General features: G+C 60.4%; 21 protein-coding genes and 1 pseudogene. 13 read left to right on the top strand and 9 right to left on the bottom strand.

Annotated features, from left to right (window positions below):
* Nucleotide 1: 1 nt before the first annotated feature.
* The 4 genes from sufC to ACOYO3_RS09005 are packed head-to-tail and all read left to right on the top strand — an operon-like array spanning nt 2 to nt 2,863.
* On the top strand, nt 2-775 hold the full coding sequence (gene sufC, locus ACOYO3_RS09020) for a Fe-S cluster assembly ATPase SufC (RefSeq protein ID WP_002524794.1): 774 nt from the start codon (nt 2-4) through the stop codon (nt 773-775).
* Nucleotides 772-2,013, top strand: a complete 1,242-nt coding sequence (locus tag ACOYO3_RS09015; RefSeq protein WP_002524793.1) for an aminotransferase class V-fold PLP-dependent enzyme — start codon at nt 772-774, stop codon at nt 2,011-2,013. Before sufC ends, ACOYO3_RS09015 begins: the two co-directional genes overlap by 4 nt.
* Nucleotides 2,010-2,510, top strand: a complete 501-nt coding sequence (sufU, locus tag ACOYO3_RS09010; protein ID WP_002516914.1) for a Fe-S cluster assembly sulfur transfer protein SufU — start codon at nt 2,010-2,012, stop codon at nt 2,508-2,510. Before ACOYO3_RS09015 ends, sufU begins: the two co-directional genes overlap by 4 nt.
* The gene (locus tag ACOYO3_RS09005; RefSeq protein WP_002516993.1) at nt 2,507-2,863 is read left to right on the top strand and encodes a metal-sulfur cluster assembly factor; all 357 of its coding nucleotides are present in this window, start codon (nt 2,507-2,509) and stop codon (nt 2,861-2,863) included. The genes sufU and ACOYO3_RS09005 overlap by 4 nt, the downstream gene beginning before the upstream one ends.
* A 73-nt stretch (nt 2,864-2,936) precedes the next feature.
* Here the strand turns inward: ACOYO3_RS09005 and ACOYO3_RS09000 are convergent, their stop codons facing one another.
* Both ACOYO3_RS09000 and ACOYO3_RS08995 read right to left on the bottom strand, forming a co-directional pair.
* Nucleotides 2,937-4,949 carry an FAD-dependent oxidoreductase gene (locus ACOYO3_RS09000; protein WP_002524792.1) on the bottom strand — a complete coding sequence of 671 codons (2,013 nt, stop codon included), beginning with the start codon at nt 4,947-4,949 and terminating at the stop codon, nt 2,937-2,939.
* 439 nt (nt 4,950-5,388) lie between these two features.
* Nucleotides 5,389-5,748 carry a hypothetical protein gene (locus ACOYO3_RS08995; protein ID WP_002519283.1) on the bottom strand — a complete coding sequence of 120 codons (360 nt, stop codon included), beginning with the start codon at nt 5,746-5,748 and terminating at the stop codon, nt 5,389-5,391.
* An 18-nt stretch (nt 5,749-5,766) separates the two neighbouring features.
* On the opposite strand from ACOYO3_RS08995, the gene ACOYO3_RS08990 reads away from it, so the two are divergent.
* The 3 genes from ACOYO3_RS08990 to ACOYO3_RS08980 all read left to right on the top strand — a co-directional run bounded on the left by ACOYO3_RS08990 (nt 5,767) and on the right by ACOYO3_RS08980 (nt 8,548).
* Nucleotides 5,767-6,267 carry a GNAT family N-acetyltransferase gene (locus ACOYO3_RS08990; RefSeq protein WP_002516979.1) on the top strand — a complete coding sequence of 167 codons (501 nt, stop codon included), beginning with the start codon at nt 5,767-5,769 and terminating at the stop codon, nt 6,265-6,267.
* Between the two features lie 58 nt (nt 6,268-6,325).
* Nucleotides 6,326-7,924, top strand: coding sequence for an ABC-F family ATP-binding cassette domain-containing protein (locus ACOYO3_RS08985; protein ID WP_002516881.1), 1,599 nt, complete (start codon nt 6,326-6,328; stop codon nt 7,922-7,924).
* A 69-nt stretch (nt 7,925-7,993) separates the two neighbouring features.
* Nucleotides 7,994-8,548: a helix-turn-helix domain-containing protein gene (locus ACOYO3_RS08980; RefSeq protein WP_002519285.1), complete on the top strand. Its 555-nt coding sequence runs from the start codon at nt 7,994-7,996 to the stop codon at nt 8,546-8,548.
* A 28-nt stretch (nt 8,549-8,576) separates the two neighbouring features.
* Here the strand turns inward: ACOYO3_RS08980 and ACOYO3_RS08975 are convergent, their stop codons facing one another.
* From ACOYO3_RS08975 to ACOYO3_RS08965, 3 genes are all read right to left on the bottom strand, one after another.
* Nucleotides 8,577-9,398, bottom strand: coding sequence for a putative RNA methyltransferase (locus tag ACOYO3_RS08975; RefSeq protein WP_002516926.1), 822 nt, complete (start codon nt 9,396-9,398; stop codon nt 8,577-8,579).
* Complete coding sequence (locus ACOYO3_RS08970) at nt 9,395-10,225, bottom strand: SURF1 family cytochrome oxidase biogenesis protein (RefSeq protein ID WP_002517000.1); 831 nt, start codon at nt 10,223-10,225, stop codon at nt 9,395-9,397. Before ACOYO3_RS08970 ends, ACOYO3_RS08975 begins: the two co-directional genes overlap by 4 nt.
* Before the next feature lie 78 nt (nt 10,226-10,303).
* Entirely contained in the window at nt 10,304-10,591 is a 288-nt protein-coding gene (locus tag ACOYO3_RS08965; RefSeq protein WP_427305928.1) for a DUF3099 domain-containing protein, read from the bottom strand.
* Between the two features lie 135 nt (nt 10,592-10,726).
* Here ACOYO3_RS08965 and fabG point away from each other — a divergent pair, with 135 nt between their 5' ends.
* Nucleotides 10,727-11,446 carry a 3-oxoacyl-ACP reductase FabG gene (gene fabG, locus ACOYO3_RS08960; protein ID WP_002517002.1) on the top strand — a complete coding sequence of 240 codons (720 nt, stop codon included), beginning with the start codon at nt 10,727-10,729 and terminating at the stop codon, nt 11,444-11,446.
* A 40-nt stretch (nt 11,447-11,486) separates the two neighbouring features.
* Nucleotides 11,487-12,260: an enoyl-ACP reductase FabI gene (fabI, locus tag ACOYO3_RS08955; protein ID WP_002516999.1), complete on the top strand. Its 774-nt coding sequence runs from the start codon at nt 11,487-11,489 to the stop codon at nt 12,258-12,260.
* A gap of 5 nt (nt 12,261-12,265) precedes the next feature.
* Here fabI and ACOYO3_RS08950 read toward each other — a convergent pair whose 3' ends face one another.
* Complete coding sequence (locus ACOYO3_RS08950) at nt 12,266-13,000, bottom strand: hypothetical protein (RefSeq protein ID WP_427305855.1); 735 nt, start codon at nt 12,998-13,000, stop codon at nt 12,266-12,268.
* A 114-nt stretch (nt 13,001-13,114) separates the two neighbouring features.
* On the opposite strand from ACOYO3_RS08950, the gene ACOYO3_RS08945 reads away from it, so the two are divergent.
* The 3 genes from ACOYO3_RS08945 to ACOYO3_RS08935 all read left to right on the top strand — a co-directional run bounded on the left by ACOYO3_RS08945 (nt 13,115) and on the right by ACOYO3_RS08935 (nt 15,641).
* Nucleotides 13,115-13,900: an ABC transporter ATP-binding protein gene (locus tag ACOYO3_RS08945; protein ID WP_002516984.1), complete on the top strand. Its 786-nt coding sequence runs from the start codon at nt 13,115-13,117 to the stop codon at nt 13,898-13,900.
* A gap of 26 nt (nt 13,901-13,926) precedes the next feature.
* Nucleotides 13,927-14,394: an NfeD family protein gene (locus ACOYO3_RS08940; protein WP_002516971.1), complete on the top strand. Its 468-nt coding sequence runs from the start codon at nt 13,927-13,929 to the stop codon at nt 14,392-14,394.
* 80 nt (nt 14,395-14,474) lie between these two features.
* Nucleotides 14,475-15,641: an SPFH domain-containing protein gene (locus tag ACOYO3_RS08935; RefSeq protein WP_002524788.1), complete on the top strand. Its 1,167-nt coding sequence runs from the start codon at nt 14,475-14,477 to the stop codon at nt 15,639-15,641.
* 197 nt (nt 15,642-15,838) lie between these two features.
* On the opposite strand, the pseudogene ACOYO3_RS08930 reads toward ACOYO3_RS08935, so the two are convergent.
* A pseudogene (locus ACOYO3_RS08930) lies at nt 15,839-16,824 on the bottom strand (bile acid:sodium symporter family protein).
* A gap of 32 nt (nt 16,825-16,856) precedes the next feature.
* On the opposite strand from ACOYO3_RS08930, the gene ACOYO3_RS08925 reads away from it, so the two are divergent.
* Entirely contained in the window at nt 16,857-17,666 is an 810-nt protein-coding gene (locus ACOYO3_RS08925) for a TrmH family RNA methyltransferase (RefSeq protein ID WP_002518377.1), read from the top strand.
* A 6-nt stretch (nt 17,667-17,672) separates the two neighbouring features.
* Here the strand turns inward: ACOYO3_RS08925 and def are convergent, their stop codons facing one another.
* A complete protein-coding gene (gene def, locus ACOYO3_RS08920; RefSeq protein ID WP_002516961.1) occupies nt 17,673-18,275 on the bottom strand; it encodes a peptide deformylase in 603 nt (200 codons plus the stop codon).
* A 66-nt stretch (nt 18,276-18,341) separates the two neighbouring features.
* On the bottom strand, nt 18,342-19,424 hold the full coding sequence (locus ACOYO3_RS08915) for a lactonase family protein (protein ID WP_002516938.1): 1,083 nt from the start codon (nt 19,422-19,424) through the stop codon (nt 18,342-18,344).
* Nucleotides 19,425-19,562: the final 138 nt, after the last annotated feature.

The following is a 19,562-nucleotide window of genomic DNA, read 5'->3' as shown; positions in this document are numbered from 1 at the left end:
CATGGCAACCCTGCAGATCAATGACCTTCACGTCGACGTTGAGACCGAGGCCGGTCCCAAGCAGATCCTCAAGGGAGTCGACCTGACTATCAATTCCGGAGAAGTCCACGCCATCATGGGGCCGAACGGTTCGGGCAAGTCGACCCTGGCATATACCCTGGCCGGGCATCCCAAGTACACGGTCACCGGTGGTTCCGTGACTCTCGACGGTGAGGACCTGCTGGCCATGACCGTTGACGAGCGTGCTCGTGCCGGCCTGTTTCTGTCGATGCAGTACCCGGTCGAGGTTCCTGGTGTCTCCGTCGCCAACTTCCTACGCACTGCCCGCACCGCTATTGAAGGCCGGGCCCCGAAGCTGCGCACCTGGGTCAAGGAGGTCAACGAGACCCTGACCCGTCAGGAGCTTGATCCGGACTTCGCTGAGCGTTCCGTCAATGAGGGATTCTCTGGTGGCGAGAAGAAACGCTCCGAGATGGCTCAGTTGGAATTGCTGCACCCGAGGTTCGCCATCCTTGACGAGACCGACTCCGGTCTGGACATCGACGCTCTCAAAGTCGTCGCCAACACGGTCAACCGCTACATGACTGATCCGGAGCATGGTCTGATGCTCATCACCCACTACACCCGCATCCTGCGTTACGTAAAACCCACACAGGTTCACGTCTACGTCGACGGTCGGGTTGCCGCTACTGGCGGTCCGGAGCTGGGCGAAGAGCTCGAGGCTGAAGGCTACGAGAAGTACCTGTCCGCTGCCAAGGCCAACGCCTCATTATGAGCTACGACGTCGAGAAGATCAGGAAAGACTTCCCCATCCTGTCCACCAGGGTGGGGGATTACCCGTTGACGTACCTCGACTCGGCTAACACTTCCCAAAAACCCCAGGTTGTTATTGACACTCTGAGCGACCACTACGCGCGTCACAACGCCAATGTTGCACGGGCCATGCACCAGCTCGGGTTGGAGTCTACCCAGGCTTATGAGGGTGGGCGGGAACGCCTTGCGCGGTTTATCGGGGCGGCGCGCCCCGAGGAAGTGGTGGCTCTGTCGAACGCGTCTGAAGCCCTTAATTTGTGCGCGTACACCCTGGGTGAGCGTCTCGGACCTGGTGACGAGATCGTCATTTCGGTGATGGAGCACCACTCCAACTTGGTTCCATGGCAGATCATCTGTCAGCGCACCGGTGCCACCCTGAGGTGGTTCGACATCACTGATGACGGCCGGCTCGACCTCGAGAAGGCTGAGGCGGAGGGGCTCATTAATGGGCGCACCAAGGTCGTCTCGTTGACGTTGGCCTCGAACGTGCTGGGGACGATCAACCCCATCGGGATGATCGCCGAGCAGGCCCACTCCGTCGGTGCCGTCATGGTCGTCGATGCATCTCAGGCTGTGCCTCAGATGCCTGTCGATATGACGACCTTGGGTGCTGATTTGGTGGCCTTCACCGGTCACAAGATGTGCGGTCCGACGGGTATCGGCATTCTCTGGGGACGCTATGACCTCCTCGCTGAGCTACCGCCCTTCCTCGGAGGCGGCGAGATGATCGAGGTCGTGCGCATGGAGGGATCGACCTACGCCGAGCCTCCGCATCGTTTTGAGGCAGGCACCCCGCCGATCGCACAGCTGGCTGCCCTCGGGGTGGCCGCCGACTACCTAGATGGCATCGGGATGCAGGCCATCGCCGAGCACGAACATGAGCTGGCTGCTCGGATGCTCGAAGAGCTCCAGACCGTCAAGGGAGTGCACATCCTCGGACCAAGCGACGCCACCGCTCGTATCGGAACGGTGTCCTTCACCATCGAGGGGGTGCATCCGCATGATGCGATGAGCATCATGGATGGTCATGGCGTTGCGGTGCGAGGCGGTCACCACTGCGCCAGGCCGTTGCATGAGAGATTGGGAATACAGTCCTCCCTCCGTGCGTCGTCATACTTGTACTCCACCACCGACGAGGTGGATCGCCTCGTCGAATCTGTCGAGTACGCTCGGAACTTTTTCGCCGGAGGTGCGGCATGAACGTCGAAGAGATGTACCAGCAGATCATCCTGGACCACTACCGGGAGAAGCATCACAGCGGTCTGCGTGAGGGCTATGACGCCGAGGTAACCCAGGTCAACCCGTCTTGTGGGGACGAGTTGTTGCTGCGGGTGCATGTAGATGGCGACGTCATTACTGACGTGTCTTATGATGCTGTGGGTTGTTCGATTTCGCAGGCATCGACGTCTGTTATGACGGATCTTGTTATTGGTAAGACTATTGGTGAGGCTCAGGACCTTTATCGGGGCTTTCAGGAAATGATGCGCTCGCGTGGCACCGTCGAGCTTGACGAGGATATCTACGAGGATGCCGTGGCTTTCGAGGGAGTTGCCAAGCTCATGGCCCGGGTGAAGTGCGCGATGCTCGGTTGGTCAGCTCTGGAAGACAGTCTGCTAAAGGTGACCGAGGGCTCCCCGGACAAGGTCGGTTCTGTTTCAGGAACTGACAGCAACGAGACGAAGGAGGAGAGCCGATGAGCGAGGAGAACGCACTTCCCGGCCAAGAGGTGACGCTGACGGCGATGCCGACTGTTGATGACGTCATCGAGGCAATGAAGGATGTCATTGACCCTGAACTCATGGTTAATGTTGTTGACCTCGGTCTCGTCTACGGGGTCAATATCGATGGCGAGGGCAATGTCACTATTGATATGACGCTGACGAGCCCTACGTGTCCGTTGACTGATCGTCTGGAATACGACACCCAGACCGTGTTGGAGGGGATTGTGAAGTCCGTGACGATCAACTGGGTATGGTTGCCGCCGTGGGGCCTGGAGCGCATCACCGACGATGGTCGGGCGCAGCTTCAGGCAATTGGCTTCAACGTGTGAACCGACGAATAGCCCGGGTGGTCAGGAAGACCCCCGGGCTCTGACTGCCACCAACAGACACAGTCTGGATTGGTCAGATTACGGCTGCGACCTCGTAGGCGTCCCAGATTGCGTACATGATGTTGGCCGGCTTGCGAGCGTCACCGATGACGTTGAACGGTAGCCCAGTCGCCTCGACGGCACCACGAAGATCCTGCTCGGGTAGGTATCCGATAGCGGTGACCACGGTGTCGGCTGGTATTTCTTGCTCGTGGCCGTTGACTTCGGTCATCAATCCCTTTGGCGTGGTGTGCAGAGCCTTGGCGTCTGCCATCACCGTGATGCCGCGGAATGGCACTAAGCGACGCAGCATATCCTCGTTGGCAACACACAGCGGGGCATTATGGGTGAGGATATTGGCCTCGGCTTCGATGATTGTCACCTCGGCGTCGACTTCTCTCATCGCGAGGGCCAGCTCACAGCCCGTCAATCCGCCACCGATGATGACAATTTTGCTACCCAAGGCGTTGCGGTTGAGTAGGGCGTCGGTGGCGTCAATGACCTTGGTATCATCACCCAGGTTGAGTCGACGCGGCGTCGATCCGGTCGCCAAAATGATGTGATCGGCCCCGAAAGAGGCGATAAGGTCAGCCGTCGCGGGAGTGTTGAGCCGAATCTCCACACCCAGCTCTTCCAAGGTGGTGCGGTACCACTCGAGTAGAGCTAGGTCGTCCTCCTTGAAGGAGGGTTGACCACCTGCGAGGACGACTCCGCCAATGTGGTTGCTGGCCTCGACGATGACGACCTCGTGTCCGCGCTCACTGAGAACTCGTGCGGCCTCCATGCCGGCCAGCTCAGCTCCGATGACGAGCACCCGCTTGGCATCGTGCGGTAGCACCGGGTGCAGGTGGGTGTCGGCCTCGCGTCCGGCTTCGGGGTTCACCGAGCAGTTGAGGACGGTGTACGTGCCGATACGACCAAGGCAGCCCTCCTGACAAGAGATGCAGGGACGCACCCGCTCGGCGTGGTCGGTCTGCAGTTTGACGACGATGTCCGGGTCCGCCAGTGTCGGACGGGCGAGGGACACCATGTCGACGATCCCGTCAGAAACAGCATTAGCGGCAAGATCGGGATCGTCCATCCTGCCTGCGACGATGAGCGGAATATCGGGTAAGGCTTCCTTGAGTTCGGAGGCATAAGGCAGGTACAACCCCTTGGCCTGGTACATCGGCGGATGATTCCAGAACCAGGCGTCATAGCATCCAACATCAATATCAAGCGCCTCGTAGCCGTAAGAGTGCAGCAGGCGGGCCGCTTCAATGCCCTCGGGCATGTCGCGGCCGACCTCCTCAAAGTCCTCGTCGGGGAGGGCGCCGACATTCCAATCCTTCATCATGGACTTTGGCGAGAACCTGATTTGTACTGGGAAGTCGTCTCCGACTGTTTCGTGGATGGCTTCGACGATCTCGCGCGGGAATCTCAGCCGGTTTTCGAGGGAACCGCCGTACTCGTCGGTGCGATGGTTGAACTTCTCGGTGGCGAATTGGTCCAGAAGGTAGCCCTCGTGGCATGCATGCACTTGGATCCCGTCAAACCCGGCCTCATAGGCCACTTTTGCAGCGATGCGGAACTGGGCGACGATCTGGTGGATCTCGTCGGTGGTGATCTCGCGACAAGTGATGTGTGGATTCCACTTATAGGGGATTTCTGACGGTGCTGCTGGACGTTCTCCCTGACGCAGTACGACCGGCATAATGACGCGGCCAGACCCGGCGCCGACTTGCAGGACAATGCGGGAATCATGGGCATGGACGCGCTCGGTCATTTCCCGCGATGTCCGCAGGAAAGACGCCGGAGACAGAGTCGGATTCGGTAAGGTGCCGCTTGGCAGATGCTCGATGGGGTTCGTCACCTGGCAGACACCGGTGATGATGAGACCAATACCGCCGGCAGCGCGCCGGACGTAGTAGTCAATTCCTCGTTGGTTCCAGCCGCCCTCGGCGGTGGACATGCCTAGCGGCCCCATGGGACCCATGGCATAGCGGTTCTTGACGTGGATGGAACCGATAGTCGTCGGTTCGAACAGAATTCGATGGATCTCGCTCACAACAACCTCCCCCGGCCGGCGTCGTCGATGGCGCACTGAAACAGATGCCGTGTGCGTTCTTAGTCTATTCGCTCGACGTGAACGCGGCTCCTGAAATCGTGGAGATATCGCGCGAGAAGGTCGTAGGTCAGGTCCCCATCAGCTGAGATTGTTCGTGGCGAAGGTTTCGCACGTGGGAGGATCGCCAGTAGTGGTCGATACTAGTGGTGTGGGCCGTCTATCGAGAATGGGATTTGATGTCTGCGCCGGTGTGAGGGGTTGTGAGTGAACTGTCTGGCGGTAGCCGAGTAGATCGCTGGGATTGTTTCCCAGCAGCACAACAACGATGCGAACGACGAGTCCTGTATCGCTTGATAGCGATACGTTGACCACGGCTGCTAGGAGCCGATAAAACGGAGATCAATACCTGTGTCGTTTGTGGAATCTGTGACGCCCCTTCTTAGACGGCGAGCCAGAAAAAGATACCGGCGACGATGAAAACAGCCGGGATGACGATGGCAAGCATGTGCCACCAGCGCTTCTCCAGCCAGATCTGCGTCAAGACCCCGATAATGAGTCCGAGAATGGCCAGAGAGACCACCGAACACCAGTACATAACGGGTTCACCACGCTGACAGACCCCGGCAGCTTGATCGCACAATGACCACCACGCAAGATACCCGAAAATGCCTAGTCCGAGGACAGCGACGATAACGCCACAAATGACGAGGATGAGGTATCTGCGCCATGAACGGGCGGCGTCCGCCAGATCGGTGTCGTCCTCTGGTGCTGCTCGGCGTGGCATACTCATGTCAGACATTCTGTCAAGATATGGGGCATGATGTCTTGTCCGACGCGGGGAAATGGTGCCGACGCTAGTGGTGCAGGCCTTCACCAGGGCGATGTAGACCTTCATTACGCTCACACCATCGACATGGATGTGACCACTCTCTACGCGTGTTTATGGTTGCGCAGCGTCGTGTTCAATGGGGAGCAACAGTGCACTGAGCCGGACCTAGACGGCCGCGAACTTGAACCCACGACGATCATAGTGTGGGCGTCGGTCGACGGTCGCCCGGTCGGTACGCTGCGCGTTCTTGATGACAAAGACCACCTCGTCATCGGACGAGTGGCTGTTGATGCTGCCTATCGGGGTTTGCACATTGGCCGCCGGATGATGGATCTCGCCCTCGAGATTGCAGCTGCCGACGGCAGGGAGGTTGCCCTGCACGCCCAGTCATACCTCGAGGACTGGTACCGCGATTGTGGATTCGTCGTTACCGGTCCGCATTGTGAGGAGGCTGGGATCGATCACGTCCCGATGGCTCTGCGTCGCTAAGGCTGCTTGAACCGGTGGCCATTTGTCCCTGGCCGCTGCAACGGGGGAAGATGGCCCGGTGCTGCAGGTCAAGGATGTGGAGGTGCGAGTCGGAGCTAGGCTCCTGCTCAACCCGGTGAGTTTCCAGGTAGCTACTGGGGACAAGGTCGGTCTAGTGGGTCGCAACGGCGCCGGCAAGACGACTCTAACGCGTGTCTTGGCCGGTGAAGCCCTTCCCGCAGCAGGATCAGTACGTCGTACCGGCGAACTCGGCTACTTGCCGCAAGATCCCCGCGATCCAGACATGGAAACGATCGCGAGGGCAAGGATTCTGTCAGCGCGCGGCCTCGACCACATGTTGGAGCGGATGCGCACCCTGGAACACCAGATGGCCAACGGTTCTGAGGAGGACCGAGCCGTCGCGATGGACAAATACGCCAAAACCGAGGACCGCCTCATCGCGGCTGGTGGGTATGGCGCCTCCGCGGAAGCTGCCAGAATTGCGTCGAACTTGGGGCTTGACGACCGCGTTCTTTCTCAGCCGTTGAAGAACCTCTCGGGGGGTCAGCGCCGTCGCGTCGAACTGGCGCGCATCCTCTTTTCCGGAGCGGACACCCTGCTCCTTGATGAGCCCACTAACCACCTAGACGCTGACTCCATCATCTGGTTGCGTAGCTTCCTGCAGTCCTACTCGGGTGGGGTCCTGATGATCTCCCACGACACTGAGCTAGTGGAGGCCACCGTCAACAAGGTCTTCCACCTCGACGCCAATCGGGCCACTCTCGACATCTATTCCATGGGTTGGAAGCTCTACCTTGAGCAGCGAGCCGCTGATGAGAAGCGCCGTCACAAGGAGAGAATCAACGCTGAACGTAAGGCTGCCGCCCTCCAGGCTCAGGCCGACAAACTCCACGCAAAGGCGACCAAGGCCGTCGCGGCACAGCAGATGGCTCGGCGCGCCGAGAAACTACTCGCGGGAGTTGAGGGAGAAAGGGCCGTCGATAAGGTAGCCGCCATCCGCTTCCCCGATCCGGCCCCATGCGGTAAAACCCCGCTCACAGCACGCAACCTCACCAAAACTTACGGCTCGTTGGAGGTGTTTGCCGGGGTAGACCTCAATATCGACCGTGGATCCCAGGTGGTCGTCCTCGGGCTTAATGGTGCTGGCAAAACGACTCTGCTGCGGATCCTGGCGGGTAAGGAGACCCCAGACACCGGAGAGGTGATCGCCGGGCACGGGCTCAAACTCGGGTACTTTGCCCAGGAGCACGATCTACTCGACATGGACCGCACCGTGCTGGAGAACATGGCCAGCTCTGCGACCGACCTCAATGAGACCGAGATGCGCAAAATACTCGGTTCCTTCCTGTTCACCGGTGACGATGTGCATAAGCCGGCCGGGGTGCTTTCGGGTGGCGAGAAGACACGTCTGGCTCTGGCGACTCTGGTCGTTTCTTCGGCCAACGTGCTGCTCCTTGATGAACCAACAAATAACCTCGATCCGGCTAGCCGAGCACAGGTTCTCGACGCTATCGGAAACTTCGGTGGCGCTATTGTCCTCGTCACCCACGACGAGGGAGCGGTCCATGCGCTGGACCCCGACCGTGTGCTCGTCCTGCCCGATGGCACCGAAGATATGTGGAGTGCTGACTACGCCGAACTCATCAGTCTGGCCTGATACCGCGTCGTGCGCAGCCTCGCCATGCCGTAGCATGAGAATGCGGGGGGTTGGTGTCGAGGAGGGTTGATGGTCGCACGTGCGCCTAGGCTGGTCGGTGAGGCCAGACAAGCGGTGGCCGAGGAATTGGCGGGTCGCTACCACGATGGCGCGTCCATCCGATCCCTGGCACGCGAATCCGGTCGGTCCTACGGGCTAGTGCAAAAATTGCTGCGAGAGGCCGGCGTTGAATTTCGGCGCCGCGGAGGCGCTGATCCGGCATCTCCGGAGACGAAGGCTGAACGCGAGACCGTTGAGAAATCGCAGGAGATCGACCAACAAGACTCGGTTGATTCGAACACCAATGGTGGTGGGACCTCGCCGAGCCCTGAAGACATTGACGCTTTGAAATTGGCTGTTGAGGCCGCCGTCGCCCGGGCCGAAAAAGCCGATCGCAAAGCACACAAGGCTGAGAAAGCCCTGCGCAAATTGCGTCGCGCCGGGGCAGGAAAGTCTCGTCGCAAGAAGGCCAAGGCGACCCTCAACAAGCGTCGGGCTAAGGCCGAAAAGGCTGATCGCAAGGTACGCAAGGCGCGTCGTCGGCTAGACAAGGCCGAGCACAGCATCGATAACCGCCAGTTTTGAGGGTGGTTCTTTCCGGCAGGAACCCCGCTCACCGGGGAGACAGAACCGTCACTTCCACAGCTGACGTGATGGACATGGCATCGACATGAACGTTGTGGATGTGGTGGGCGCTAGGCCCCATTGCCACAGCGTCAGAGGCCGTCTGTTTGTCCAGAGGAATGTCCGCTCGCACCTCTTCATGGCCGATAACGGTAAACCGTGATGCCAAAGCTGCCATGAGCTCGTCGTGCTTGTGGGGCTGGATGCCGATCATCCCGGTGCGTTCACGCAGCTGTTGCAAATGGTCCGGTAGCGGGGTGACGACGACGAAGATCCCGTCAGGTTTCATGATGCGCGCGAACTCGTCACGGTTGCGAGGCGCAAAGACGCACAGCCCAGCATCTATACAGCCAGTGCGGATAGGCAGCCCAGCCCAGGTATCGGCAACCACTGCCGCCATCCTAGGATGAGCTTTCGCCGCCCGCCGGATAGCTGCTTTCGAGACGTCAGATGCCAGACCGTGGGAATCGGGGTGGGCCTCGAGAACCTGGGCCAGATGGTGACCGGTTCCAGCTCCTACTTCCACAATGCGATCTCGGCCGATGAGAATCTCGGCCAGCCGAGCATCAAGGTCACCGAACAGCCCGGCGTCCAACACCCTTTGGCGGGCAGCGATCATCTCGACGGTGTCCGCATTAGCACCGGCCGGGGTGCTTGTCATGGTGACGTAGCCCTGCTTGGCGATATCGAGACAGTGGTGCTCGGGGCATCGCAGAGACCTCCCATCACGGGCCAACGGGTTTTCACAGCCGCGCCGCTGACAGGTGGGACAGATCAGCCACGGCAGGACTACGGAAAGTGTCGGCGTCACGTGTGGGCCCCTGGTGTCTTCGCGCCGCGGTTGTGTGACGCGTCATGGCGATTCGGTTCCGGGCCGCTGACAGCTCGCTGAGCGGCTGAACGAGCCGCTTTGGCCCGGCGTTTGCGTCGGTCCTTAATATCCCCTCGGATCAGGACGAACAGTCCAATGACCGCGATAGCCGTGAAACAGAACCACTGGATGGCATAGGACAGATGGGGGCCATCGTCGAGTTTCGGAAGCTCGTGGGGAACCAGATCACGTTGTGCTGGTGCCATCGACGTTGTTGAGATGTATCCGCTGACGTATGTGATCCCCTGCGCCTTACCGATGGCGTCGGAGTTAATGAGACGAACCTTGCCCTCCACGGGGTCGGTGGCGGTTGGTTTTCCGTGCTCATTACCTTTGACGAGGCCAGTTACTGTCACGACTCCGTTGGGGGCTGGAGGTAGGGTCTGCGCGTCGCCCTCATGTGAGGAGCGCTTGAGGAAACCACGATCAATGAGGACGTGGCGGCTGTCCTTCGTGACGATGGGGGTAACGATTTCTGACCCATTATCATCGTCGTTGCTCCGGTAGCGCACTTGGAGTTCGTGTGCGGTATCGAAAGTGCCAGTGATGGTGACGGGCCGCCACTGTTGCTGTGGCGTCACCTCGTGGTCGCCCATGAGAGTTGACCATTCGACCGGCGGTTTGCTGTGGTTGGTGCGGATGATGTTGTTGGCCTCGCGACGCCCTGACAACCGGTGCAGCTGCCACTGTCCCAGCCGGATCATGACCAGGCTCAGGACAATGACGAGCAGTGTCAGCGCCACCCATCTCACCCACAGCTTCTTCACGCTGCCGAGCCTAGTTGGTCGATTCCCAGTAATGCCCCACGACTGGGCTTTGCTATTTGCTGCGTCTGCGCGACCGGATCAGTTTTCGTCGACTTCGCCGTGAATGGTCATGGCCGAGCCGAGCTCGCCTTGAGATTCTGTGCTTTGCTGAGACGGCAGAGTGTCAGTGGTGCGTCGGTCGGCGGCATTGCCGAGCACCACGGCCATGGCAGGGATGACGGCTGCCCCCACCAGGAAGCTCCACCGCCATGGACTCGGGGTGATGACGAGTCCGATAAAGCATACTGTTCGCACGAGCATCGACCATAAGTAGCGTCGCTGACGCATCTCGAGGTCTTCACTGGCTGATCTCTTGGCAGACGTGATCGAATGCCGGGCGTTGCGGTGCCCTCGACGCCACCGAACCCGTGCTGCGTCACTCACCTGTCCAGCCTAGGTGCGTCGCGTTGATCAGGTCGAGCCTTCCCAACTCTTGGTCGTAGCGTGCGATAGGTTCATTCTATGAGTCTAGACACCCCGGGGCGCGTCGCCCTCGTCACCGGCGGATCGCGCGGTATCGGTGCTGCGATCGCCGCAGATCTGCACGCACAGGGATACCGAGTGGCCGCAACGAGTCGCTCGGCTACCGCGCCCGAAGGGGTGCTGCCGATCGCCTGCGACGTCACTGACGCCGACTCGGTTGACGTGGCGTTCAGCCAGGTCGAGCAGGAGCTTGGCCCAGTCGAGGTGCTGGTTGCTAATGCCGGAATTACCCGGGACGGACTGCTCGCCCGCATGAAGGAGGAGGACTTCACCGAGGTCATCGACACTAATCTCACCGGCGCTTACCGCGTTATCCGCCGCGCTGCCAGGGCGATGACCCGGGCCCGTTTTGGCCGCATCGTTTTGACTTCGTCAGTGGTAGGTCTGCTCGGTTCCCCCGGGCAAGTCAACTATGCGGCGTCGAAGGCTGGGATGCTGGGCATGGCCCGCTCTGTGACCCGTGAACTAGGGTCTCGCGGCGTTACCTGCAACCTTGTCGCTCCCGGTTTCATCTCCACGGACATGACCGAGGGACTGCCGGAGAAGCTTGTTTCCGGGTACCTCGAGCGCATCCCGGCCAAGCGGCTGGGATCGGTCGACGATGTCGTTGCGGTCGTCCGATTTCTCGTCTCCGATGCCGCCAGCTACGTCTCTGGGGCTGTGATCCCTGTCGACGGAGGACTCGGCATGGGCCACTGACACCATCACATCCATCCACATCGACCGGAAGGACATCACTATGGGACTTCTTGAAGGACGTACCGTCCTCGTCACAGGCGTGACGATGCACACCTCTATCGCTTTTAAGGCGGCCCAGATTGCCCAGGATGAGGGCGCCCGGGTTATTGTTTCGAACCTGCCGCGTGCCGTCGGCGTCACCCGTCGAGCTGTTCGCAAACTCGATCCGGTGCCGGAGGTACTCGAACTCGATGTCACCGACGCCGACCAGCTGGCTGCCCTGCCTCAGCAACTGCGCGACCTCGGAGTGGAAAAGCTTGATGGTGTCGTTCACGCCATCGCCTTCGCTAACCCCAAGACAGCCCTGGGGGGCAAGTTTCTCGAAACGGAATGGGATGACGTCTCGGTCGCTGTCCACACCTCCACGTATTCTTATGTCTCCTTGATGACCGCCCTTGTCGACATCCTCGCCGAGCATGCTTCGGTCGTCGGTCTGACCTTTGACGCCACCGTCTCCTGGCCCTTCTACGACTGGATGGGAGTGGCCAAGGCGGGACTGGAATCGGCCAATCGCTACCTGGCTCGATACCTGGGCCCCAAAGGTGTGCGCTGCAACCTAGTGTCCGCTGGTCCGCTGGACACCATGGCTAAAACAGCTATTCCGGGCGCTGATGCCTTTAATGATGTGTGGGGGGAGCGTGCCCCGCTTGGCTGGGACACCAAGGACACCACGCCCGCGGCCAAGGGAATTGTTGCCCTCTTGTCTGACTGGTTCCCAGCCACTACCGGCGAGATAATCCACGTCGATGGCGGTATGGGTTCGACCGGAGCTTGATCCACTTAGGTCAGTGGCCACGACGTGGCTGCGGTAACAGCTTGGGAGGCGGCGTTGCGCAGTTGGCGCAGCGCCGTTTCTCGTGTCTGTGCTCCGTAGGCGGTAATCATGGTTGATTCACGCCCGGCATCGCAGGCCATCATCACGGTCCATGCCGAGTCCAGGAGACGCTGATCGGCTGGACGATGACCGGTGAGGTACGGGGGCACGACGTCGGGACGACGTCCTCCCATCATGCTCAGCTCGTTGAGCTGAGCAGCCGTCGCGCAGATGGCCGATCTCAGCAACGGAGCGGCGTCGGCGGGGGTAGGGGGTGGTAGAGGAGCGACAGCCCGGACGACCGTCCACTGCATCGCCGAACCCACCGGATGAGGGATCCACGCGGTCCCGGCGGGCATGGTCGTAGAGCCTTGATGACAAACGACGACTGCACCGGCGTCGAGAGCGGCTCGGTTGACCTGAGCCGGACCGCGCAGACCAGCAAGCTGACCGGGGGCAGGCAGCAGCAGACCCCACAGCACGGGAGTGTCGTGGGGGACGTGGGAGATCCGGGCTAGGGCCATCCGGATGGGGACTGACGACAACGGATCATGTTCGGATAGGCCGAGCGTTTCGTCGGGATCGTGAACGTGGTGGGCCGCTGCCATTCTCAGTAGCTCCGCCTCAGCGTGGGGAGCGGTGGTGCGACCGGCACACAGGTCGTTGAGCAGGAAGGTGAGACGGCAGCAGATCTCGAGCATTCGCCCAAGACTAGACGCCTTTTTCTCGTGCCAGGGTAAGCGTTCTTGGCACTGCCTAGTCGTCTTCTGCACGACAGCCCGGGTATGTCGTCGCCACAAGGTAAGTTCTTACCCATGAGTGCAGCGGCGCAGTTGGCAGGCGTGGGAGTTCGACGCGGGGACCGTTGGATCCTCGACAATGTCAACCTCGACGTCTTGGACGATCAGCGTTGGGTGCTGGTCGGGCCTAACGGAGCGGGTAAGACGACCCTTCTGCAGGTCCTGGGAGCTCAACTTCATCCCACTGTGGGGCTGGTGGAGATTCTCGACGAGATACTCGGTGCGGTTGATGTATTCGAACTGCGACCGCGGATCGGAATGGCCTGTTCGGTCTTAGCTCACCGCATTCCGGAATCGGAAAAGGTCGGCAATATGGTGGTTTCGGCGGCCTGGGCTGTCGTGGGCCGTTGGCGCGAAGCCTACGATGAGCAGGATCTGGCCCGTGCCGACGCTCTGCTGGAGCGGATGGGACTCGGCGGAATGGGCGATCGTATGTGGGGCACCCTGAGCGAGGGGGAGCGCAAACGGGTCGAAATCGCCCGTGCTCTCATGACCGATCCGGAACTGTTGCTGTTGGACGAACCGGCTGCTGGTCTTGACCTAGCTGGTCGCGAGCAGCTTATTGAAGTGCTGTCGGCTATTTTTACTGATCCCGATGCTCCGGCATCGGTTCTTGTCACTCACCATCTAGAGGAGATTCCGGCTGGAATCACCCATGCGTTAGTGATGGCGGAGGGTCGCATCGTGGCTGCCGGTCCAGTGGAGACGACGTTGACCTCGGAAGTCCTCTCTGGTGCTTTCGGTATGCCTTTGATGGTCAGTCACATTGACGGGCGCTGGAACGCTCGTGCTGCCCGCTGACACCGCACCGACGACGGGAGTGTGCCGTGTTGGAATCTTTCGGGGAACATCGCTGGTTGCTGTGGGCGGTGGCGTCCGCTGTGCTGGCGTGCACGGAGATGCTAAGCGGAGAATTTACCCTGCTCATGCTCGCTGCCGGTGCGGGAGCAGGAGCAATCACCGCAGCGATCGTTCCAGGAATGTGGTTACTGCAGGTCATCGTCGCTGCTGTGGTGGCAGCTTTATTGCTTACCGTGCTGCGCCCAACGTTGTTGCGCCGGGTGCGTGAGGCTCCGGGATATCGGTCAGCTTTGGATAAACTAGTCGGTTCTGACGGCGTTGCTACGAGCGACATCACAGATGGCCACGGTCAGGTCAAGGTGGACGGTGAAGAGTGGTCGGCACGTGCCCTGGAACCCGGGTCGACTATCGCTGCCGGGGAGAAAATTGAGGTGTACGAGATCGATGGTGCGACGCTCGTGGTATATCCAGTTTTCAGGAGTCTGAGTTCCTGATCTAGGCGTGTGGCCTTGATCTGGCATGATGAGGGGGATGCCGGAGCCTGACCGGCACCTCAAGTATCGCAGGAGTATTCATGCCCCAGTTCATCCCCAGTCTGGTGATTATTGTCCTGCTCGTCGTCGTGTTGTCGTCGAGCATCAAAATCATTCACCAGCAGAAGATCGGTCTCGTTGAGCGGCTCGGAAAGTTCAATCGGCGTCTTAACCCTGGCCCCCATCTGCTTATTCCGATCATCGATCGAGTGCAGCATAACCTCGACATGCGTGAGCAGGTTGTCCCTTTCCCACCGCAGGGGGTCATCACCGAGGACAACCTCATGGTCAAGATTGACTCGGTGATCTATTTCCAGATCGTCGATCCGGAGCGCGCCGCCTACGAGGCGCAGTCTTACAAGACCGCTATCGAGCAACTGACGATGACGACCTTGCGTAACATCATCGGTGGTATGGACATGGAGGCGGCCCTCACCAGCCGAGAAGAGATCAACCAGAAGCTACGGTCAGTCCTTGACGAGGCCACTGGCAAATGGGGTATCAAAGTCAACCGGGTTGAGTTGCGGGCCATTGAGCCGCCGCCCACGATTCGTGATGCGATGGAGAAGGGTGCCCGGGCCGAGCGCGACAAGCGAGCCGCGATTCTGTTGGCAGAAGGTCAGCGTCAGTCCCAGGTCCTGTCGGCCGGCGGCGACCGCGAGTCGGCTATCCTGCGTGCCCAAGGCGACCGTGAGGCTGCCGTCTTGCGTGCCCAGGCCGATCGTCAGGCCCAGATGCTGCGCGCCGAGGGTGAGGCCCAGGCAATCACGACGGTGTTCAATGCCATCCATGCCGGTCAGCCCGACCAGGGTCTGCTGGCCTACCAGTACATGCAGATGCTGCCGACCCTTGCTCGTGGCGACTCCAACAAGGTGTGGGTGGTCCCCTCTGAGCTGAACGACGCCTTGAAGGGTATTGGCTCCTTAGCGGGCAAGGACGAACACGAGCCGGGTAAGGGCGGTTTTGCGGCGGCTGATCCGTCGCAGTTTGCCGCACCGGAGAAGATTGATGTTTTTGCCGAGATCGAGGCTCAGAAGGCGGAGGAAAAGGAGGCCTCTGAGGCGACCGTCCAGCAGGCGATCCAAGAGGCTGCCAAGTTGGAGAATCCCGGTCTGTCAGGCAAACGCAGTATGGGCGGTGGCCAGATCACCCCGGCTCCGGCGGAGCAGCAGACCATCTCGGAACAGGGGAGCGGCCAAGTCGAGTGACCGGCGGCTGCCGAGGCACCCATGCGGGACTCGGAACGGGACATCTCGTATCGTTGGCACCGTGCATGATTTCTTGCATGATGATCGTGCAAGAAATCATGCACGTTCGGGGTCTCGAGAGCCGTTGTTCAGCTGGTGGCCGATGAGGCCTCATGGCATAGACCTTCGGTTGCAGCGTCGAGATCACGAACGGTCAGTCACTGCTCGACCTCCCATTGCCGCGCATAGCGGCCAGCCAGCATTCCGCAGGCGATGAGTTGGGCTAGATGGAAGATCATGAGGGGTAGCACGATGAGGCCGACCGGCTGGCCAGCGAAGAGCACTGTTGCCATAGGCAGACCGGTCGCCAGCGATTTTTTGGTGCCGCAGAACTGGATGGCGATACGGTCGTTGCGGTTAAAGTTGAGCCATCCGGACCCTTCCAGGTCAACCACAGCATGAAGAACAACAGAGCCAGACAGATGAGGGTCAGGACGACCATCGAGGCCGGTGACACGAGGGACCACATGTGCTCTCGCATACCCTCTGAAAATGCCGAATAGACGACGAGGATGATCGATCCCTGGTCGACATATTTGAGTGATTTGCGATGTTCAGTGACGAAATCTGCGGTCCACCGACGTGACAGCTGGCCTAGCACGAAAGGCAACAGCAACTGGACGATCACATCAAGGAAGCTGGACGGTTGAATCGTGAGCCCGCCGCTAGTCGACATCAAGAGGAGGGCTAGGAGGGGCGTGAGGAAGGTCCCTAAGAGATTCGACGTAGTGGCTGCGACGATAGCTCCGGCGACGTTGCCGTGGGCAATTGAGGTGAAATTGATCGACGACTGTACCGTCGACGGTACGAGGCAAATCCACAACATCCCAACGTAAAGGGTGCTGGGCAGCGCCCAAGGCACCAGAGCGCGCATCGCCAACCCGATGAGCGGAAAGACGACGAAGGTAGAGGCCAGAATCGCTCCCTGCAATTTCCAGTTCTTGAGGCCGTCGAGGGTTTCGCGGGGCTCCAGTCGGGCACCGTAGAGGAAGAACAGGATGAAGATGAGGACGGTGACACCATGCTTGACGACGGGTACTGCAGACCCAGTGGCAGGAAGCATCGATCCAATGATCGCCGTCACCACAATGGCGAGGACGAACCCGTCAATAGGTAGCGTGCGGCGTGGGTTGGCGGAACTCATCTGTCCACGATAGTCACCGGTAGGTTGGAGCGGTGGCAACGTTCATCGATATCGACGATCCCGCCGACCCACGACTGGCTGACTACGTGAACCTGCGTGACGTCAACCTGCGCAAGTCTTTGGAGGCTGAGCATGGGCTGTTTATCGCAGAGGGCGCCAAGGTCATCCGGCGCGCTTGTGAAGCTGGCTACCCACCGCGGTCCTTCTTACTGGCTCCTCGCTGGATTGACGGTTTACGGGATCTCTTCGACGGCCTCGACGTCGAGGTATTCGTCGTCTCCGAGACCCTGGCCGAGCAGGTGACCGGGTTCCACGTCCACCGCGGCGCCCTGGCTTCTATGTGCCGTCAGACTCGTTGGAGCGCCGCTGATCTTATGGCGGCGCGACGTCTGGTGGTGTGCGAGGACATTGTCGATCACACCAACGTCGGAGCCATCATCCGGTGTGCGGCCGGAATCGGGTGGGATGGCGTCTTACTGGCCCCTCGCGCGGCTGACCCGCTCTATCGTCGGGCTATCAAGACCTCGATGGGGACGGTTTTTCAGTTGCCCTGGGCTCGTCTCGAGGACTGGGCGGGAGGTCTTGGTGAGTTGCGCGACCACGGTTTCACTGTGGCAGCGATGGCACTGAGCGGTGACTCAGTCACCCTCGATGAGTTCTCCGCCGATTTGAGACAGAACCCGCGCAAGGTTGCTCTGCTTATGGGTACCGAGGGGGCGGGCCTGTCGGCCCACTGGATCAGTCAGGCCGACGTCGTGGTGCGTATCCCGATGGCAGGCGGCGTGGACTCTCTCAACGTTGCGGCGGCAGCTGCGGTCGCCTGCTACGAGTTGCGGGGGTAACCCGGGTCAGCCCTTTGGAGTGAGGGGCCAGTCGTCGGGGTACAGGTGCGCCACGCTGTCGTGTTGCTCGTCGAGTTTGCGGCGGGCACGCTTGGAGAGTCGGTCCCCGAAGACGATGCCGTTGCAGTGGTCGGTTTCGTGTTGCAGACACCGGGCGAAGAACCCGGTTCCGGTGACGGTGATGTCGTTGCCCCACGGATCCTGACCAGTGCAGGTGGCCAGATCGGGGCGAGCCATGGACTGGAAACCGCCGGGCCATGACAAGCAGCCCTCATCGGCGGCTTCCAAGTGGCGATCGTGTCCTTCCGGCAGGGTGACAACTGGGTTGCAGAATGCTCCGTGGTGGACGATGTTGTTAGCGTCAGGGCAGGCGTAGACGAACAAGGACAAATCAACCCCGACTTGAGTTGCGGCCAGCCCGACACCGTCGGCGGCGTTCATCGTGGCGAACATGTCGCGGATGAGGGTCGTCAGGTCCTCATCGAACTCTGTGACTGGACGGGTCTGCGCGTGCAGGACGGATTCTCCCCATCGTGTCACCCGACGCAGAGACCCACCTTTGAACAGATCCTCCCAAAGGGGGTTGTCATTGGGGGTGTGCTTGCGCATGGCTGATCTCCTGGGGTTGATAAATGTTTGTAGCTGATTGTGTCACGAGTAGACGACGGCCCGTGATCATCCGGTAGTCGGGCCCACGATGACCCGCATGGCGCCGGGCTGGTCGATAGTTGTCTCGACCTGCCAGCCGCCGGTGTCCTCGTCGCGTAGATGGATTGCGATCTGACCTTCCTCCGGTAATGCGACCCACACGCGGGTGCCATTCTGAGTGGTAACGGTGATGTCGCGCGGGTTCGCTCCGGTGGTATCAAATTCGTCAATCAGATTGATCCGTCCAAACCGCCCTCCCAGTATCCCAATGCTGCCGACCGACCTATTGGCGACGAAATGCCGGCCGTCAGGGGTAGTGACGATTGCTGACGGGGAAGCTGGCGCACAAGCGGAGCGACGCTCTTGCGAGCCGGTATGTGACCAGCGCGACGACGCCGTTTCTTGGACGAAACGCCACTCGCGAGCCCACATGTCATGACCGGTAGGACGAGACCACGTGCTCACGGTGCCTGACAACGCTCCGCCGACAGTCAAGATCTGCTTGCGCCCATCTTCGGTGAGGGTGAGGTGACGCGGGCCACATCCCGCAGGGGTCTTGAGGGATCCGATGATCTCGGGGCCGGCCTCGCTCCAGCGCACGACGTTGATGCGGTCAGCTCCGAGATCCGTGACCGCAAGATGCGCGCGATCCAACCACGTCACCTGGTGAGCATGGGGACCCTCTTGACGATCTGCCACCGGTCTAGGGAAAACACAGCCCTGACCGAGATCGAGGACGTTTCGGACAGTTGGTCGGGTGGGATCTGATAGGTCGACGAATTCGACCTGGCCCGAGGCGTAATCCGCGACGGCCATGAGACGCCCAGTGGGATCGACGGCACCGTGGCAAGGCCATTGGCCTTTGAGCTGAACGGTCCCGACGACCTGGAACTCGCGTCCGGGGTGGACAACGACAAGGGTGCCATCACGCTCGCACAGCACGACGACAAGGTGGTATAGCGGGGTGACCCAGGACGCATCGCCTAAGGGGCAACTGCCCACAACGTTGGTGCGAGGCCCGTCAGGTCCTGTCGTCACCTGCCACGCGGTAATGCCTCCGATTGCGGCATCGCAAGTGCGGTAACAGGCAAGAACTGGGGTGACAGCCATGGATGGGAGCCTACTCGGGAGCGAGGGCTCACCAGGCTAAAGAAGGTCAGGCGATTGTCCACAGGGGGCGAGGTCCGATGTTGTCGGGTTATCCACAGTTGGAAAATAAGTTGGCGAAGATCGCGATCTGTCACGATA

It is taken from the genome of Cutibacterium sp. KBN10P07758, assembly GCF_050286205.1.
Classification (GTDB): domain Bacteria; phylum Actinomycetota; class Actinomycetes; order Propionibacteriales; family Propionibacteriaceae; genus Cutibacterium; species Cutibacterium acnes.
Note: the sequence above shows the minus strand (reverse complement) of the source record. Positions and strands in the feature narration are given on the sequence as shown.